Here is a 17,832-nt window from a genome sequence, read left to right on the forward strand (position 1 = left end):
AATGAACGCTCCCTTGCAAGGCCACGCGGCCAGCAACCCGATCGCTCGCAGCGAAGCGCTGCTGGCGGTCGATCATGTCAGCCTCGAATACCGCACGCCGCAACGTGTGGTGCGCGCCACCCACCAGGTCAGTTTCGAAATCGACCCGGCCGATCGTTACGTGCTGCTTGGCCCGTCCGGTTGCGGCAAATCCACCCTGCTCAAAGCGGTCGCCGGGTTCATTCAGCCGTGCGAAGGCGAGATCCGCCTGCAAGGCCAGCGCGTCGATGCGCCAGGACCAGACCGGATCGTGGTGTTTCAGGAATTCGATCAGCTGCCACCGTGGAAAACCGTCAAACAGAACGTGATGTTTCCGCTGCTGGCCTCGCGCACCCTAAAGAAAAAAGAGGCTGAAGAGCGCGCGCTGCATTATCTGGAAAAGGTCGGGCTGGCAGCGTTCGCCGATGCTTATCCGCACACTTTGTCCGGCGGCATGAAAGCGCGGGTGGCGATTGCCCGGGCGTTGGCGATGCAGCCGAAAATCCTGTTGATGGACGAACCGTTCGCCGCGCTCGATGCGCTGACCCGGCGCAAGATGCAGGAAGAGTTGCTGCTGCTTTGGGAAGAGGTGCGCTTCACCCTGTTGTTCGTTACCCACTCGATTGAAGAGGCGTTGGTGGTCGGTAATCGCATCCTGCTGCTGTCGCCGCATCCCGGCCGAGTGCGCGCCGAAGTGCACAGCCATCAATACGACTTGCACAGCTTGGGTGGCGTGGCGTTTCAGGAGTCGGCGCGGCGCATTCATCGTCTGCTGTTCGACGAAGGCCAGTCGCCGGAAACCGAGCGTGACCACGACTTCAACGACATTCGCATCGCCTATTGAGCGGCCAGGAGGACTACCCGATGAGCCATTCATCATCTGTGCGTGAAGAGTTCGAAATTGTCCTGGAGCCGCTGACTGAAGTGCCGGTCGAGCGGGAGTTGTCGCTCGGCACGCGGCTGTGGCAACAGGGCTGGTTGCGTAAAGGCCTGATCCTGATTGTGCTGGCGGTGCTGTGGGAAGTGGTCGCGCGGATTCAGAACAATGATTTGATGCTGCCGAGTTTCCTGCAGACCAGCCACGCGCTGTTCGAGGGTCTGCTCAGTGGTGAGTTGCTGGCCAAGGTATGGATCTCGCTGGTGGTGCTGATCAAGGGTTACCTGATCGGTATTGTGCTGGCGTTTGCCCTGACCACGTTGGCGGTATCGACGCAGTTGGGCCGTGATCTGCTGAGCACGATGACCTCGATGTTCAACCCGCTGCCGGCGATTGCTCTGTTGCCGTTGGCGCTGCTGTGGTTTGGCCTGGGGCAGAACAGCCTGATTTTTGTGTTGGTGCATTCGGTGTTGTGGGCGCTGGCGTTGAATACCTATGCCGGGTTTCTCGGGGTTTCGGAAACCCTGCGCATGGCTGGGCGCAATTATGGTTTGAAAGGCTTGCGACTGGTGCTGTTCATCCTGATCCCGGCGGCGCTGCCGTCGATTCTCGCCGGGTTGAAGATCGGCTGGGCGTTTGCCTGGCGTACGTTGATCGCCGCTGAGCTGGTGTTTGGCGCGACCAGTGGCAAGGGTGGGTTGGGCTGGTACATCTTTCAGAACCGCAATGAGCTGTATACCGACAAGGTGTTTGCCGGGTTGGCGGTGGTGATCTTGATTGGCTTGCTGGTGGAGAATCTGGTGTTCGATACGCTGGAGCGGGTGACCGTTAAGCGGTGGGTCATGCAGCGGTAACTCTGCGGCGTTGCGGCTGGCCCCTTCGCGAGCAGGCTCGCTCCCACAGGAGAATGCATTCCAAATGTGGGAGCGAGCTTGCTCGCGAAAGCGTCAGTAAGATCAACGCCTACTCTGAAAGATGTTTGCTAGCATTGCGCCCAGATCAATCCTGATCGGCCAAGAGTGCTCAGCATGCAACTTCCGGACATGAACCTTCTGGTCGCCCTCGACGCCTTGCTCGACGAGGGCAGTGTGGTCGGCGCCGCGCGGCGGATGAACCTCAGTCCGGCGGCCATGAGCCGCACCCTGACGCGAATCCGCGAAGCTATCGGTGATCCGATCCTCGTGCGTGCGGGACGTGGCTTGGTGCCAACCCCCAAAGCGCTGGAGTTGCGCGAGCAGGTACGCGATGTGGTCGAGCAGGCCGCGCTGCTGTTCCGCTCCGCGGACAGCGTGGAGCTGGGCACACTGCGTCGGCGTTTCAGCATCCGCGCCAACGATTTTTTCGTCGGTGTTTATGGCGGCAAGCTGTTCGACACCCTTGACCAGCAGGCCCCCCATTGCGAGATACGCTTCGTTCCCGAGGGCGACGGCGATGATGAAGCCCTGCGTGAGGGGCGCATCGACCTCAGTGTCAGCAACACTCGCCCCGTCACCCCTGAAGTCAAAGTACAGAACCTGTTTTCCACGCACTTCGTTGGCTTGGTGCGTGAAGACCACCCCTTGCTCGACGGCGAAATCACTGCCGAGCGCTACGCCGGGTTTTCCCACATCAGCATGTCGCGCCGCGGCATCGCTCGCGGCCCTATTGATACCGCGCTGAATGCCTTGGGGCTGGAGCGGCGCGTCGCGGTAATCGCACCGAGTTTCCATGCGGCGATGTTTGCCTTGCCTGATTCCGACCTGATCCTGCCGGTGCCCAAGGAAGCGCTGCTGAGTGTGCGCCGGCTGGGTTTGAAACTGCGTTCGTTCGACCTGCCAATCCCTTTGCCGACGTTGATGCTGACCCAGGCCTGGCATCCGCGCTTCGACAAGGATCCGGCACACCGCTGGCTGCGCGAAACGCTTAAGGCCTGTTGCGACGAAACGTGGCTGGCGGCCCAGCCTTAATCCCCGAGAAAACACAAAACCCTGCGGGAGCGAGCCTGCTCGCGAAAGCGCTGGATCAGTCACCAATGATATTGACTGGCCCGACGCCTTCGCGAGCAGGCTCGCTCCCACAAGGGATGTTCATTGTTGTGTCTGGCGCACTTATAACCTGCCAATAAGTCAATTTTCGTCATTGCCAAGCCCGACTAAGATGCTCCGGTATTTTTCCCTCCGGAGTTTGCATTCATGACATCCCTGACGGCGGCAGCGCCCATCGCTGCGGCCAACCCGGCGACGGCGGCCGCGCCACCGGTGTTCGGGGCGCGGATCATTATCGGCCTGGTCGGCGTGCTGCTGGCAGTGCTGGTGTCGGGTCTCAACGAGATGGTGACCAAGGTCGCCCTCGCCGATATTCGCGGTGCGCTGCACATCGGTTACGACGAAGGCACCTGGCTGGTGGCCAGTTACACCGCTACCTCGGTCGCTGCCATGGCCTTCGCGCCGTGGTGTTCGGTGACCTTCTCGCTGCGCCGCTTTACCCTCTGCGCCATTGGCCTGTTCACCTTGCTGGGCGTGCTCTGCCCGTTCGCGCCCAATTACGAAAGTCTGCTGCTGATGCGCGTCCTGCAAGGTCTGGCCGGTGGCGCGTTGCCGCCAATGCTGATGACCGTCGCGCTGCGATTTCTGCCGGCCAACATCAAGCTCTACGGTTTGGCCGGCTATGCACTGACGGCGACATTCGGCCCGGGTCTCGGCACGCCGCTGGCCGGTTTGTGGACGGAATACGTCGGTTGGCAGTGGACGTTCTGGCAAATCATCGTGCCTTGTCTGATCGCCATGGCGATGGTCGCGTGGGGTATTCCGCAGGACCCGCTCCGTTTGGAACGCCTCAGGTCGTTCAACTGGAAAGGCCTGCTGCTGGGCTTTCCGGCGATCTGCATGTTGGTGATCGGTTTGCTGCAGGGCAATCGGCTGGACTGGTTCGAGTCGAGCCTGATCTGCGGATTACTCGGCGCCGGCTCGTTGTTGCTGGTGGCGTTTTTGATCAACGAGTGGTCGCAGCCGATTCCGTTTTTCAAATTGCAGATGCTTGGTATCCGCAACCTTTCGTTCGCACTGATGACGCTGGCCGGCGTTTTGGTGGTGTTGTTGGCGGTGGTGTTGATTCCGTCGAGTTATCTGGCTCAGGTGCAAGGTTATCGCCCGGTGCAAACCGCGCCGATCATGCTGATTGCTGCGTTGCCGCAATTGATCGCGCTGCCGCTGGTGGCGGCGCTGTGCAATCTGCGCTGGGTCGATTGCCGCTGGGTGCTCGGCATCGGTCTGAGCATGTTGGCGCTGTCGTGTCTGGGCGGATCACAGCTGACCTCGCAGTGGATTCGCGACGACTTCTACGTCCTGCAATGGCTGCAGATTTTCGGCCAACCGATGGCGGTGCTGCCGCTGCTAATGCTCTCGACGGGCAGCATCACGCCTATGGATGGCCCGTTCGCCTCGGCGTGGTTCAACACGGTAAAGGGCCTGTCGGCGGTGGTCGCCACCGGTGTGATCGAGGCGCTGACGACTTCGCGTCTGCATTTCCACTCGACCATGTTGGTCGACAGCCTCGGCAATTCGCCGCTGGCCGATCGCAGCGATCCGGGCCTCGCCCATCGCCTCCACGAACAAGCCGTGGTGCTGACTTCTTCCGATCTCTACGTGTGCATGGCTGGCGTCGCAGTGGCGTTGATCCTGCTGATTTTCTGGCTGCCGACGCGGATCTTTCCGCCGCGCGCGCCGACCTGATTGCTGCACTGAACAATGAAGGTTTTTATGACGACTCAAGCAAAGCAAAAACTCGCCGTGGCCGTGGCGGCCGCGCTGGCTGTCGGCGTGCTGGTGTACCTGGCGATGCCCGGTGTATTTGGCAAACGCACCCAGCAAAACACCAACGACGCGTTTGTTTCCGCTGACTACACGCTCGTCGTGCCACGCGTGGCTGGGTTTATCAAGGAAGTGCTGGTGGAGGACAACCAGCAAGTCAAGGCCGGGCAATTGCTGGCGCTGATCGATGATCGCGACTTGCGTGCGTCGGCTGAAGCGGCGGACGCGCAAACCCTGGTGGCGCGGGCGCAGTTGCAGAACGCCAAGGCGACGCTGGAGCGCCAGACTTCGGTGATCGCCCAGGCGCAGGCCTCGGTGGTGTCGGCCAAGGCGGAAATGGCTTTCGCTCAGCAGGAATTGAATCGCTACAACCATTTGGCGGGCGTTGGCGCCGGCACCGTGCAAAACGCGCAACAGGCGCGCACGCGCATCGATCAGGCCACTGCGCATCTCGACACCGCCACCGCGAAACTGGCGGCAGAGCGCAAGCAAATCGACATCCTCACCGCTCAACGTGACGCCGCCGAAGGCAGTCTGAAGCACGCACAAGCGGCACTGGAAATCGCCAGCTTCGAACTCTCCTACACGCGCATCACCGCACCGCAGGATGGAATGATTGGCGAGCGTGCGGTGCGCGTCGGCGCCTATGTAACGCCGGGCAGCAAACTGCTGGCGGTGGTGCCGTTGCAGCAGGCGTATGTCGTGGCGAATTTTCAGGAAACACAACTGACCGACGTGCAGCCAGGGCAAGAGGTGCAAGTACGCGTCGACAGCCTGGGTGGTGAAGCGCTGACCGGTCGTGTCGAGAGCATTGCGCCGGCCACGGGAGTGACCTTCGCAGCAGTCAAACCGGATAACGCCACCGGCAACTTCACCAAGGTGGTGCAGCGGATTCCGGTGAAGATCATGCTCGAACCGGGTCAGCCGTTGGCCGAGCGCTTGCGCGTGGGCATGTCGGTGGAGGCGAGTATTGATACCGCCAGTTCGGCGACGTCGGTGCGTGAGGTGACTCAGCGATGAGCCGTGTTGAATCGGCTGACGCCTTCGCGAGCAAGCTCGCTCCCACATTGGATTTCGGCAACACCACAAACCTCCTGTGGGAGCGAGCTTGCTCGCGAAGAGGCCAATGGCAGCGCGTCATCTTGAGTGCCTTGCTCACAGTAAGCCTCACCGCCTGCACCGTAGGCCCAGACTTCCAGAAGCCCGCAGCCACACAAATCGCCGACTGGTCCAAACCCGTCAAGTCCGCCCCCAGCCAAGCCGTCAGCGAACCCCTGAACGAACGCTGGTGGGAGGTCTTTCACGACCCACAACTCTCCGCGCTCACCCAACGTGCGGTGAAGAGCAACCTCGACCTGCAACTGGCCAGCAGCCGCCTGCAACAAAGCCGCGCCGCTCGCCAGGTGATCACCGCTGACCGTTATCCGAACACCGCCGCCACGGGCAGTTACGCGCGCAAACGCAACAGCGGCGAGGGCCTGAACGATCCGTCCGGCCACAACGGCGATTCCGCCTTCAACCTGTGGGACGCCGGTTTCTCCGCTTCATGGGAACTGGATTTCTGGGGCCGCGTGCGCCGCGAAACCGAAGCCGCCGACGCCAACCTCGAAGTCGCCGAAAACGACCGTCGCGGGGTGCTGCTGGCCGTGCTCGCCGACACCGCACAAAACTACATCCAGCTACGCGGTGTGCAGAACACCCGTGCCGTCACCGAGCAGAACCTCGACGTTGCGCGGCACAGCCTGAAGCTCTCGCAACTGCGCCTGGCCGATGGCGTGGCGACTGACCTCGACGTCGCCGAAGCCGCCGCGCAAGTCGCGGCCATCGAATCGCGCCTGCCGGCGCTGGAACAACGTCAATCGCAGTTGATCAACGCGATAAGCCTGCTGATGGGCGAACCGCCACAGGCATTGGCCAAAGAGTTATCCACAGACGCCGCCGTGCCGCAGTCGCCGTTGCAAGTCGCCATCGGCCTACCGTCACAACTGGCCGAACGCCGACCGGACATCCGCCAGGCCGAAGCGCGCCTGCATGCGGCCACCGCCAACATCGGCGTGGCCAAGGGCGATTTCTATCCGCGCATCACCTTGTCCGGCAACCTCGGCTCGCAAGCCATGCAACTCAGCGACTTTGGCTCGTGGGGCTCACGCGCCTTCGGCATCGGCCCGCAATTCAGCCTGCCGCTGTTCGACGGCGGACGCTTGCGCGGCATGCTGCAACTGCGTGAAGCGCAACAACAGGAAGCCGCCGTTGCTTATCAGCAAACCGTACTGCGCGCCTGGCACGAAATCGACGATCAGTTGACCGCCTACAACGCCAGCCAGCGTCGTCGCGATAGCCTCGCCGAAGCCGTCCGCCAGAACCAGATCGCCCTGCGTACGGCGCAACAGCAATACGTCGAAGGCGTGGTCGATTTCGTCAACGTCCTCACCGTGCAAAGTGCGCTGCTGGCAACGCAGGAACAGTGGGTGGAGAGTTCCACCGGCGTTTCGCTGGCGATGGTCGGGTTGTACAAGGCATTGGGCGGGGGATGGCAGTCGGTTTACCCGGAAGGGCAAATGGCGGCAATGGCGCCGGGCGTCGTGAAAGCACAAACCGACATCGACGGTTCTGCCGTGGCTGACCTAAAGTGATGGGCAGGTTGGCGCGTCATATTCTCGTGGCGCTGCGGCGCGGCAAGAGGAAGCGATGGCGGTCAACAGAGTCACGCCAATGGGCGACACGCAAGATCCGTTTGCCGCGCCCGGCTCCTGGTTCGGCAGCCTGCGCTGGGTGCGCTGGATAAAAAATCACTGGCTATGGCCGATCCTGGCGCTGGCGGCGTTCGTGCGTTTTTATGATCTGACTGCGGCAGCGATCTGGGGCGATGAAGGTTCCAGTCTGCTGCTGGCGCGCTATTCGCTGAGTGAAATCTGGCAGCACGCGGCATTCGATGTGCATCCACCGCTGTACTTCATGCTGCTGCATGGCTGGGTCGAACTGTTCGGGGACGGCATTCTGGCGGTCCGCTCTCTCAGTGCGCTGGCCGGCATTGCGGTGGTCGGGCTGGGCGTGTGGCTGGTGGATCGCCTGGCCACCCGTCGCGCAGCGTTCATCGCCGGTGTGTTGCTGGCGCTGTTGCCGACGGCGGTGCGCTACAGCCAGGAAGTGCGCATGTACGCGCTGCTCGGGGCGCTGCTGCTCGCCGCGAGCCTGGCGCTGGTCTACTGGATCCGCCGCCCGCAACGCCAGCGTTATCTGGTGTATTACCTGCTGCTGATGAGCGCGGCGCTCTACACCCACTATTTCGCCGTGCTCGCGGCGCTGTGTCACTGGCTTTATCTGATCGCGATCCGCGTACAGCGTGGTTACCGGTTCCGGCACATCCAGCGCTGGAACTGGTGGCTGGCGAATCTGGCCATCGTTGCTTTGTATCTGCCTTGGCTGCCCAACCTGCTTGATTTGATGCAGCACATGCAGCAGCTCGAGGCAGGTGGCGATGTCGGTTGGGAGCCTGCCGTTACGTTGAGTTCGCTGCCGTCGATGATCTGGTCATGGCTGATTCAGGATGACGGTGAAAGTTTGCCGTGGCTGATTTTCGCGGCGTTGCCGCTGGCGATGCTGGGGCTGGCAGTCATTGCTGTGATGCGCGATCGCAGCGTGTCGCGCGGCAGCATTCTGCTGGCGCTGTACACCGGGCTGCCGCTGCTGCTGGTGTATCTGGTGTCGTTCATTACGCCAGTGTTCATCGAACGTTATCTGACGGCTTACGCCCTCGGCCTGCCGATGCTGACGGCGTTGGCCATCGACCGGTTGTACAGCCGCGTGCGGATGTTGGCATTGGCGGTGCTGCTGTCGCTGATCGCTGTGGAACTGGTCGGCGTGAACAACAACGCCACGGTCGACACTCATGGTCAGCTCGACACGGTCGTGAAGTACGTCAACCAGCATTTCCTGCCGGGTGATCGCATCGTCACCAGCGACATGCTCTGGTATCTGAGCTACGTCTACTACGATCGCACCGGTGCGCTGGTGCGGCTCTTTACCCCGCCGAAAGCCGATGGCCAATCAACGCGGCCAAATGAATACGGGTTCGGCACGCTGGTGACGCCCGATGTCTATCTGGACAGCCTGACGGAGTTGCCCGCCGGAGGCCGGGTCTGGCTGGTCGGAACCGTTGACGAGTCGCAAGAGTTTTCACCGCTGCCCGCAGCCTGGCAGGCCAGCGTTGAAGTCCACGCGGGCGGGATGCAGGCACGCTTGTTTGTGGTCAAGTCAGCGGGTGGATAAGCGGGTCAGGACTTGCCGGACAAATCCGCCATGCCCTTGAGCAATTCAATCGGCAACGGAAAGACAATCGTCGAACTCTTGTCCCCGGCAATCGAACTCAACGTCTGCATATAGCGCAATTGCATTGCGCCAGGCTGACGACCGAGCATTTCCGCCGCTTGCATGAGTTTTTCCGAGGCCTGCAATTCGCCTTCGGCGTGGATCACCTTGGCTCGCCGCTCGCGCTCGGCTTCGGCCTGTTTGGCGATGGCGCGCACCATCGATTCGTTGAGGTCGACATGTTTGATCTCGACGTTGGCGACCTTGATGCCCCAGGCATCGGTCTGCGCATCGAGCACTTGCTGGATATCGATGTTCAATTGCTCGCGCTCGGCCAATAACTCATCGAGTTCGTGCTTGCCGAGCACGGCACGCAACGTGGTCTGCGCCAGTTGACTGGTGGCCGAGAGAAAATCCTCGACCTGAATAATCGCCTTCTGCGGATCCAGTACGCGGAAGTACAGCACGGCATTGACCTTGACCGAGACGTTGTCGCGGGTGATCACGTCCTGCGGCGGCACGTCGAGCACCACGGTGCGCAGGTCGACCCGAACCATTTGCTGCACCACCGGAATCAGCAGAATCAGCCCCGGGCCTTTGACTTGCCAGAAACGTCCGAGCTGGAACACCACGCCGCGTTCGTATTCGCGCAGGATGCGGAACGTCGAGCCGGCGAGAACAATCACCAACAGCAGCAGCGCAACAAAACCGATTTGCAGACCCATGATCACTCTCCGAGCGGTGCCGCGTCAGTCGCGGCCACTTGCAGCAACAATCCCTTGCGACCCATCACGCGCACCGATTGCCCGGTGTGCAGCGGCGTGGCGCTGAGCACTTGCCAGCGTTCACCTTGCAGTTGCACCCAGCCGTTACGCGCATCGCCCGGTTGTACGGTGGTGATCGCGGTCACGCTGCCGAGCAGGCCGGCGTCGCCACTCACGGCGTGGCGGGGGCGGGTTTTAAGGGCGCGAATCAGCAGCGCGAGCAACAGCAGGGCACTGATCAGACCGAGGCCGATCATCATTGGCACTGGCAACTCGGCGTTGCTCAGAATCAGCGCACCGATGATGAACATGATGATGCCGCCCAGACCGATAACGCCGTAATTGGGCAGCGCCGCTTCGGCGATCAGGAACACGATTCCCAAGGTGATCAGCCATAAACCGGCCGGATTCATCGGCGGCAACGGGGTATCAGCGGCGAGGGCTGAGCCGCTGATCAGCAGGATCAAGGCAAGCGCACAACATCGGCTGTTCACGTGACCCTCCCGAGCGTCATGTCTGGTTCTTACAGTCTAGTTGAGGGTTGCGCTGGTTGAATTTTGATCAATATGCGGATGTGTCCAGTGGGCGGAATTCCCTGCGCCACCCTTTCGCCGAACTAGACTCAAAGACACGGCAACCACCGTTCAGCGCAACACCGAGGTGCATCATGCGTATGGCAAGAAAGGTGCAGAGCAGCCTGAACCGGGCGCACTGCGAATACGACATCGTCGCTCACCGGCATTCATCGAGCAGCCTGGAAACCGCACGGGTCGCCGGAGTCCCCGCCGAGCGTGTGGCCAAATCGATCATCCTCGACGACCACCACGGGCACTACCTGATGGCCGTGCTGCCGGCCAGCCGTCACCTGGATCTGAGCAAGGTGCGCACCAGCGGCGAATGGCAACTGACCCGCGAAAGCAATCTGGCGCATATCTTCGACGACTGCGAACGCGGCGCGGTGCCGCCGCTGGGTGGCTCCTACGGCCTGGACATGGTCATCGACCCGTTGCTGACGCGGCAGAAGGATATTTATCTGGAGGCGGGCAACCACAATTACCTGCTGCACATGAGCATGCCGGAGTTTTTGAAAATGGTGCCGCATGCCGAGGTGCGGGAGTTGAGTGATTAGGTTTTGTGGTACCGGCACCGACGCCTTCGCGAGCAGGTTGATCGCATTCCCCTGTGGGAGCGAGCCTGCTCGCGAATAATCTTCCAAACACCCCGTTTTTGAAGGAACTCAGCAATGGAGCAACCAACCCACACTCTCCCATCCCTGTTCAAACAACTCGGCCTGGACGACGACCCGACCAGCATTGACCAATTCATCGCCACCCATTCCCCGCTCAAACCCGACCTGCATTTGGCTGATGCGTTTTTCTGGACGGAGAGCCAGTCGCAGTTTTTGCGTGACGATATTCTGGATGATGCCGATTGGGCGGAGGTGGTGGATCAGTTGAATGTGTTGTTGCGAAAGGGGCGTGAGGGCTGACTGAAAGCCACCCTCTTGTCATTCAATTGAGTGGAACGGTTGTTGAGGATCAAAAAATAGACCAAAATCACGACCTCAATTGAGGTCTTTTATTATGCAAAGCGTTCTGGCCGATATGGCTGTCAGTGTCTCAGAATTAAAGAAAAACCCTTCCGCTGTGCTGAGCGGTGCACACGGCGGTGCCGTGGCTGTTCTTAACCACAATCGCGTTATGGGCTATATGGTGCCAGCGGATGTGTACGAAGCAATGATGGAGCGACTTGATGATTTGGAGCTTGCTGAAATCGTTCGCGCCCGCAGCCATGAGACGCCAATTTCGGTAAGCCTGGATGACCTATAAGCTCGAATTTTTGCCATCCGCTCACAAAGAGTGGAACAAGTTGGGTCATACACTACGAGAACAATTCAAAAAAAGCTGGGTGAGAGATTGAAGCTGCCCAGAGTCTCCGCTGACGCACTTCATGGAATGCCTGATTGCTACAAAATCAAATTGAAGGCTTCAGGCTATCGTCTGGTTTATCAGGTCATTGACGAGAGGGTCGTCGTTTCAGTCGTAGCGGTCGGTAAACGTGAGCGCAGTAGCGTTTATGAGAATGCAAAAAAGCGCTGATTCATCTCTCCGCGGCGGCTCTCTTCGCCCCAGCAGGCAATTTGTTTCAAAACTTGACTGAAATTCCCCTCCAATGCGATATTGATAGTTAGCAAACTAACAGTGTGCATTTTCCCTTGCCGAACGAACTCGACGCTCTCCAGATGAACATCAGCAGTGCCATGGTGGTGGCCGCCAGGCATTGGCGGAAGATCTGCCAGACCACGCTGGTCAACTATGGAATCTCTGAAGCCTGCGCCGTCCCGCTGCTAATGATCGGGCGTCTGGGCGAGGGCGTGCGCCAGGTGCAAGTGGCGCAGGCGGCTGGGATGGAGAGTCCGTCGCTGGTGCGTCTGCTCGATCAGTTGTGCCATTCCGGCTACGTCTGCCGCACCGAAGATGCCCAGGATCGCCGGGCCAAATGCCTGAGCCTGACCGACACCGGTCGTGAACTGGTGCAAGCGGTGGAGATCGAACTGGTGCGCTTGCGTCACGAGGTGCTCGAAGGCATCGAGCAAAGCGATCTGGAAGCTACGCTTCGGGTACTCAGAGCTTTTGAGGCGGCCAATCCGCCTGTGGTGGTCAATTCTTGAACGGTTTTTTCTCCGGCATTCCGCCGGCCCGCGACTGGTTCTACGGAGTCCGTACGTTTGCAGCGTCGATGATCGCGCTGTACATCGCCTTGCTCATGCAAATGCCACGTCCGTATTGGGCGATGGCCACGGTGTATATCGTCTCCAGCCCATTTCTTGGTCCGACCAGCTCCAAGGCCTTGTACCGCGCCATCGGGACTTTTCTCGGTGCCGCGGCGGCGGTTTTTTTCGTGCCGATGTTCGTGCAGAGTCCGTTTGTGCTGGTGGTGGTCATCGCGTTGTGGACGGGCATTTTGTTGTTCCTGTCCCTGCAACTGCGCACGGCCAACAACTACGCATTGATGCTCGCCGGTTACACCCTGCCGCTGATTGCCTTGCCGGTGGTGGATAACCCGCTGGCGGTGTGGGACGTAGCAGAGGCGCGCACCGAAGAGATTTTCCTCGGCATCGCCGTGGCTGCGGTGGTCGGTGCGATGTTCTGGCCGCGCCGGCTGGCTCCGGTGTTCAACGACGCCGTGAGCAAGTGGTTCGCCGACGCAACGACCTATAGCCTGAAATTCCTCAGCCGCGACGTGCAGCCCGAAGAAGTCACTGCGCTGCGCATGGCCATGGTTGCCAACTTCAACAGCCTCGAATTGATGATCGGCCAGTTACCCCACGAAGGCGCACTACCGCAAACCGTGCGCAACACCAAAGAATTGCGCGGGCGGATGATTCATCTGTTGCCTGTGATCGATGCGCTGGAAGATTCGCTCTACGCCCTCGAACGACGCACGCCGGAACTGGTGGAAAAATTCGCACCGCTGCTGGCCGCAACCCGCGAATGGCTCGGTCACCCGGACGCCGATCTCGACCGTTGGCAAGCGCTGAAAGATCAGCTCGAAGCCCTGCAACCGAGTGCCGAAGCACTGCAGGACCGCAAACAACTGCTGTTCTCCAACTCGATTTATCGCCTCGGCGAATTCATCGATTTATGGCAGGACTGCCGCAGTCTGCAGGACGCGATTCTCTGCGAGCGCCAGGACGGCTGGCGCGCGGTCTACCGTCACTGGCGCCTCGGTCGTCTGACGCCGTTCATTGATCGTGGGCTGATGCTCTACTCGGCGGCCTCGACCGTTCTGGCGATCATCACCGCCTCGGTGCTGTGGATTCTGCTCGGCTGGCCGGACGGCGGCAGCGCGGTGATTCTCGCCGCAGTGGCCTGTAGCTTTTTCGCCTCGATGGACGATCCGGCACCGCAGATTTACCGGTTCTTTTTCTGGACCGGCATGTCGGTGCTGTTCGCCAGCCTTTATCTGTTTTTGATTCTGCCCAACCTGCATGACTTCCCGATGCTGGTGCTGGCGTTTTCCATTCCGTTCATCTGCGTCGGCACGTTGACGGTACAGCCGCGGTTCTTCCTCGGCATGCTGCTGACGCTGGTCAACACCTCCTCGTTCATCAGTATCCAAGGGGCTTATGACGCGGACTTTTTTGCCTTCGTGAACTCCAACCTGGCGGGTCCGTTAGGGCTGTTGTTCGCGTTTATCTGGACGCTGGTTGCACGCCCGTTCGGCGCCGAACTGGCGGCCAAACGCCTGACCCGCTTCAGCTGGAAAGACATCGTTCACATGACCGAGCCGGCCAACCTTGCCGAACACCGCAAATTGGGCGTGCAGTTGCTTGATCGACTGATGCAGCACTTGCCGCGTCTGGCCCTCACCGGCCAGGACACCGGCATTGCCATGCGCGAAGTGCGGGTGGGCCTGAACCTGCTCGATTTGCTCGCCTACACCCCACGGGTGACCGGCGCGCCGAACGCGCTGTTGCAGCAAGTGGTCAGCGAGGTCGGCGAGTATTTCCGCGCTTGCCTCAAGGCTGGCGAACGCTTGCCGGCGCCAGCGCCGTTGCTGATGACCCTCGATCGCACTCGCCGCGCGCTTAATGGCCACGGCGACGATGAAACCCGTCTGAACCTGTTGCACGCCTTGAGCGGTTTGCGTCTGGCGCTGTTGCCCGGCGTCGAATTCGTCTCCAGTGCCGACGCCGAAGAACCGCTGCCCGATGGAGCGCCCCTATGATCGGTGATCTGGACATCAGCGGCATTTTCCTGCCGACCCTGCTGGTGTTGATGGGCATCACTTATGTGCTGTTTTTGCTGGTGCATGCCGTGCTCACACGCGTGCACTTTTACCGTCTGGTCTGGCACCGGGCATTGTTCAACGTGGCCCTCTACGCGGTACTGCTGTACGGCGTGGACTCACTCAGTCGATACCTGATGACATGAAAAAACCGTTTTTGACCATCGGTCGCGTGGTACTGACCCTGCTGATCGTGACTTTTGCCGTTGTCCTCGTCTGGCGCATGGTGATGTATTACATGTTTGCGCCATGGACCCGCGACGGCCACATTCGCGCCGACATCATCCAGATCGCCCCGGACGTTTCCGGGCTGATCCAGCAGGTTGAAGTGAAAGACAACCAGTTGATCAAGCGCGGTCAGGTGCTGTTCAGCATCGACCAGGACCGTTTCAGACTGGCTCTGCGTCAGGCCAAAGCCGCCGTCGCTGATCGCGAAGAAACCCTTGCCCAGGCTCAGCGTGAAGCGAAACGTAACCGTGGCCTCGGCAACCTGGTGCCCGCCGAGCAGCTTGAAGAAAGCCAATCGAAGGTCGCCCGTGCACAATCAGCGCTGGCCGAAGCCATGGTCACCGTGGACAGCGCTCAGCTCAACCTCGACCGTTCGGTAATCCGCAGCCCGGTGGACGGCTACGTCAACGACCGTGCGCCGCGTCCGCAAGAGTTCGTCACCGCCGGGCGTCCGGTGTTGTCGGTGGTCGACAGCAACTCGTTCCACATCGACGGCTATTTCGAAGAGACCAAACTCGACGGCATTCATGTTGGCCAGTCTGTGGATATCCGTGTGATCGGTGATCGCGCCAAGCTGCGCGGGCATGTCGAAAGCATCGTCGCCGGTATCGAAGACCGCGACCGGACCAGTGGCAGCAACCTGTTGCCGAACGTCAACCCGGCATTCAGCTGGGTGCGGCTGGCGCAGCGGATTCCGGTGCGGATTGCCTTTGATGATGTGCCGGCAGATTTCCGCATGATTGCCGGTCGCACTGCTACGGTCTCGATCATCGAAGACTCAAAGGTCGACGATAAAAAGCAGGAGCCCGGGCAATGAACCGGGCGCTGATGATCGCCGGGTTGGGCGTGATGCTCTCGGCCTGTCAGATGGTCGGGCCGGACTATCAGGTGCCTGAGGATGCAGCGGTGCAGCGCAAGGATTTTCAGGGTGAACTGGCCGTCGCCGGAAAACCGGTAGTCTCGGCACCGGTGCCGGCGGATTGGTGGCGTCTTTATAAGGATGCGCGGCTGGATCAACTGGTGCAGCAGGCCATGGCCTCCAACACCGATTTGCGCGTCGCGGCGGCGAACCTGCAACGGGCTCGAGCTCAGGTCGATGAGGCCGAAGCAGCGGGCGGCTGGAGCGCAGGTGTGAAGATGGGCGCGCAGCGTTTGCAAGAGTCTGGTCAGGCGTTCTTGCTGCCGGAAAAAGTCCCGGTCGATAACGTCGGCGACATCGGCATCAGCGCTTCTTATCAGTTCGATCTGTGGGGCACCTTGCAGCGTGGTATCGAAGGCGCCAAGGCCAATGCCGACGCGACCCAAGCCGCGGCAGACACGGCGCGGATCACTTTGGTGGCGGACGTCGTCCGTGCCTACACCCAAGTCTGCGCGGCCAACGAAGAACGGGAAATCGCCGAGCATTCCCTGGACCTGCAATCGCAAAGCACCACGCTGATCCAGCGTTTGCGCGACGCCGGACGTGGCGATGAAACTCAGGTAACCCGCTCGCAAACCCAGTTCAAATCCCTGCGCGCAGATTTGCCGCGTTATGAAGCCGCGCGTCAGGCCGGGCTGTTCCGTCTGTCGATGCTCTTGGCGAAACCGGTCGATCAATTGCCGACGGGCACCGCAACTTGCGCCGAGCTGCCGAAAATCGCCCAATTGGTACCCGTCGGTGATGGTGCCGCACTGCTCAAGCGTCGCCCCGATATCCGTCAGGCCGAACGGCGGCTGGCTGCCGCGACTGCCGGGATCGGTGTCGCCACCGGCGAGTTGTATCCGGACATAAGCATTGGCGCGACGATCGGTACTGTCGGTCTGATAGACGACTTGGGTGATCCCTCGACCAACCGCTGGGGCTTCGGCCCGTCGTTGAGCTGGAAGGTGCCGACCAACGGCGCCCGTGCGCGCATTCGTGAAGCTGAAGCGACGACTCAAGGCGCGCTGGCGCACTTCGACGGTGTGGTGCTCAACGCCATTCGCGAAACCCAGACCGGCCTGGCTCAGTACAGCGCGCTGTTGCAACGCCGTGATGCGCTGGCCGATGCCGAGCAGTCGGCGAAACTCGCTGCAGACCAGACCCACCGCTTCTTCCAGGCCGGCCGCGAGTCGTTCCTCGCCGACCTGCAAGCAACGCGCACCTACACCGATGTCACCGCGCAACTGGCCGCCGCCAACACCCAGGTTGCGATGAGCCAGATCGATTTGTTCCTCGCCTTGGGTGGCGGCTGGGAAAGCGGACGAACGCACGCGACAACCGCCAGCAAACCCTGAGGCCGTTGCTATGCTTTGAAGTGTTGAAGGGGCGCCCCGTGCAAAGCGCTCCTTCAGCGCACATTGCTAGCGCTGGTCTAGGGGAAACCAATAATGAAAAACCCTTACGCTCTCGGCTTCTGGTGCGCCCTCGTAGCGCTGGTGCTGCTCTCGGCCACCTATTTCTACGGCATCATGCTGGCTCACCAGATCGACAAGGCCATGGTTTTCCTCGACAGCGCCGTCGCGCTGATTGCGGTCATGGCAATCGTCGTCGTGGCTTGGGCGTCGGTTCAGGTGCAGCGCGTCAAAAAACGTCAGCTTGAACAGGGCAAGACCCTCGTTCTGATCTGGGACACCAAAGTCGCTCTGCGCCGGGTTGAAACCGTGTTCGACCGGTACTTCTGGGGCAGTTACTGGCAACCGGGACGGACCTTCGCTGAAGTCATGGGCGAACTCACCGGCACGCCGCTGGAAAAAAGTCTCGAAGCGCTGAAAAAGCAGTGCCTGGAACTCGACAAGCAGATTGATGGCGAGGGCTGGCATTGGTTGAACAACGCCCGCGAATTGTCGGATGTCGCCACGGCCATGGCCCGTGAGCGTTATCAGCTGGATTTCTGCGATCCGCGTGCCGACGGGCCGGGCGGGGCGGTGATTGATCGGGATTTTGAAGTGCTGGTGTACACGTGGACGGCGCGGCTGAAAAGCTTTGATCATCAACTCGATGAGATCGAGGTTCAGTATTCCTGAGGAACCCGGGATGGGGTTTTGCCGCCATGCTGGCATAATGGCGTCAGACTTTTTATGACGGCTGCACAAACTG

General features: G+C 60.7%; 18 protein-coding genes and 1 pseudogene. 17 read left to right on the top strand and 2 right to left on the bottom strand.

Translation table 11 applies throughout. From position 1 onward, the window contains the following. Window position 1 precedes the first annotated feature (1 nt). The 7 genes from ACRRSD_RS16115 to ACRRSD_RS16145 all read left to right on the top strand — a co-directional run bounded on the left by ACRRSD_RS16115 (window position 2) and on the right by ACRRSD_RS16145 (window position 8,952). Window positions 2–862: an ABC transporter ATP-binding protein gene (locus ACRRSD_RS16115; RefSeq protein WP_116029366.1), complete on the top strand. Its 861-nt coding sequence runs from the start codon at window positions 2–4 to the stop codon at window positions 860–862. A gap of 20 nt (window positions 863–882) precedes the next feature. Further along, a complete protein-coding gene (locus tag ACRRSD_RS16120) occupies window positions 883–1,749 on the top strand; it encodes an ABC transporter permease (protein WP_435034264.1) in 867 nt (288 codons plus the stop codon). Window positions 1,750–1,923: 174 nt separating this feature from the next. Then, window positions 1,924–2,841: a LysR family transcriptional regulator gene (locus ACRRSD_RS16125; protein WP_435034265.1), complete on the top strand. Its 918-nt coding sequence runs from the start codon at window positions 1,924–1,926 to the stop codon at window positions 2,839–2,841. 225 nt (window positions 2,842–3,066) lie between these two features. Continuing rightward, the gene (locus tag ACRRSD_RS16130) at window positions 3,067–4,605 is read left to right on the top strand and encodes an MFS transporter (RefSeq protein ID WP_435034266.1); all 1,539 of its coding nucleotides are present in this window, start codon (window positions 3,067–3,069) and stop codon (window positions 4,603–4,605) included. 27 nt (window positions 4,606–4,632) lie between these two features. Beyond that, window positions 4,633–5,703, top strand: coding sequence for an HlyD family secretion protein (locus ACRRSD_RS16135; RefSeq protein WP_435034267.1), 1,071 nt, complete (start codon window positions 4,633–4,635; stop codon window positions 5,701–5,703). Then, window positions 5,700–7,316 carry an efflux transporter outer membrane subunit gene (locus ACRRSD_RS16140; protein WP_435034268.1) on the top strand — a complete coding sequence of 539 codons (1,617 nt, stop codon included), beginning with the start codon at window positions 5,700–5,702 and terminating at the stop codon, window positions 7,314–7,316. Before ACRRSD_RS16135 ends, ACRRSD_RS16140 begins: the two co-directional genes overlap by 4 nt. Window positions 7,317–7,371: 55 nt before the next feature. After that, window positions 7,372–8,952 carry a glycosyltransferase family 39 protein gene (locus ACRRSD_RS16145; protein ID WP_435034269.1) on the top strand — a complete coding sequence of 527 codons (1,581 nt, stop codon included), beginning with the start codon at window positions 7,372–7,374 and terminating at the stop codon, window positions 8,950–8,952. Window positions 8,953–8,957: 5 nt separating this feature from the next. Here ACRRSD_RS16145 and ACRRSD_RS16150 read toward each other — a convergent pair whose 3' ends face one another. After that, window positions 8,958–9,716 (bottom strand): slipin family protein, encoded by a 759-nt coding sequence (locus ACRRSD_RS16150; protein WP_150603973.1) that lies wholly within the window; start codon window positions 9,714–9,716, stop codon window positions 8,958–8,960. Window positions 9,717–9,718: 2 nt separating this feature from the next. Further along, complete coding sequence (locus tag ACRRSD_RS16155; RefSeq protein WP_435034270.1) at window positions 9,719–10,249, bottom strand: NfeD family protein; 531 nt, start codon at window positions 10,247–10,249, stop codon at window positions 9,719–9,721. 173 nt (window positions 10,250–10,422) lie between these two features. On the opposite strand from ACRRSD_RS16155, the gene ACRRSD_RS16160 reads away from it, so the two are divergent. From ACRRSD_RS16160 to ACRRSD_RS16205, 10 genes and pseudogenes are all read left to right on the top strand, one after another. Further along, window positions 10,423–10,884 carry an aminoacyl-tRNA deacylase gene (locus ACRRSD_RS16160; RefSeq protein ID WP_007917709.1) on the top strand — a complete coding sequence of 154 codons (462 nt, stop codon included), beginning with the start codon at window positions 10,423–10,425 and terminating at the stop codon, window positions 10,882–10,884. 114 nt (window positions 10,885–10,998) lie between these two features. After that, the gene (locus ACRRSD_RS16165) at window positions 10,999–11,244 is read left to right on the top strand and encodes a DUF2789 domain-containing protein (RefSeq protein WP_435034271.1); all 246 of its coding nucleotides are present in this window, start codon (window positions 10,999–11,001) and stop codon (window positions 11,242–11,244) included. Between the two features lie 94 nt (window positions 11,245–11,338). Continuing rightward, window positions 11,339–11,584 carry a type II toxin-antitoxin system Phd/YefM family antitoxin gene (locus ACRRSD_RS16170; protein ID WP_095122322.1) on the top strand — a complete coding sequence of 82 codons (246 nt, stop codon included), beginning with the start codon at window positions 11,339–11,341 and terminating at the stop codon, window positions 11,582–11,584. After that, window positions 11,574–11,854 (top strand): annotated as a pseudogene (locus tag ACRRSD_RS16175) (type II toxin-antitoxin system RelE family toxin). The gene ACRRSD_RS16170 and the pseudogene ACRRSD_RS16175 overlap by 11 nt, the downstream one beginning before the upstream one ends. A 143-nt stretch (window positions 11,855–11,997) precedes the next feature. After that, complete coding sequence (locus tag ACRRSD_RS16180; protein ID WP_331693402.1) at window positions 11,998–12,426, top strand: MarR family winged helix-turn-helix transcriptional regulator; 429 nt, start codon at window positions 11,998–12,000, stop codon at window positions 12,424–12,426. Beyond that, window positions 12,423–14,486 (top strand): FUSC family protein, encoded by a 2,064-nt coding sequence (locus ACRRSD_RS16185; protein WP_435034272.1) that lies wholly within the window; start codon window positions 12,423–12,425, stop codon window positions 14,484–14,486. Before ACRRSD_RS16180 ends, ACRRSD_RS16185 begins: the two co-directional genes overlap by 4 nt. Beyond that, the gene (locus tag ACRRSD_RS16190) at window positions 14,483–14,692 is read left to right on the top strand and encodes a DUF1656 domain-containing protein (RefSeq protein WP_007917703.1); all 210 of its coding nucleotides are present in this window, start codon (window positions 14,483–14,485) and stop codon (window positions 14,690–14,692) included. The genes ACRRSD_RS16185 and ACRRSD_RS16190 overlap by 4 nt, the downstream gene beginning before the upstream one ends. Next, window positions 14,689–15,591, top strand: coding sequence for an efflux RND transporter periplasmic adaptor subunit (locus ACRRSD_RS16195; RefSeq protein WP_435034273.1), 903 nt, complete (start codon window positions 14,689–14,691; stop codon window positions 15,589–15,591). The genes ACRRSD_RS16190 and ACRRSD_RS16195 overlap by 4 nt, the downstream gene beginning before the upstream one ends. Next, window positions 15,588–17,030, top strand: a complete 1,443-nt coding sequence (locus ACRRSD_RS16200) for an efflux transporter outer membrane subunit (protein WP_435034274.1) — start codon at window positions 15,588–15,590, stop codon at window positions 17,028–17,030. The genes ACRRSD_RS16195 and ACRRSD_RS16200 overlap by 4 nt, the downstream gene beginning before the upstream one ends. Before the next feature lie 93 nt (window positions 17,031–17,123). Next, entirely contained in the window at window positions 17,124–17,759 is a 636-nt protein-coding gene (locus ACRRSD_RS16205; protein ID WP_095113887.1) for an NADH:ubiquinone oxidoreductase subunit N, read from the top strand. The last annotated feature ends 73 nt before the right edge of the window (window positions 17,760–17,832 follow it).

The sequence above is a fragment of the Pseudomonas neuropathica genome, assembly GCF_051174785.1.
In the GTDB taxonomy this organism is placed as follows: Bacteria; Pseudomonadota; Gammaproteobacteria; order Pseudomonadales; family Pseudomonadaceae; genus Aquipseudomonas; species Aquipseudomonas neuropathica_A.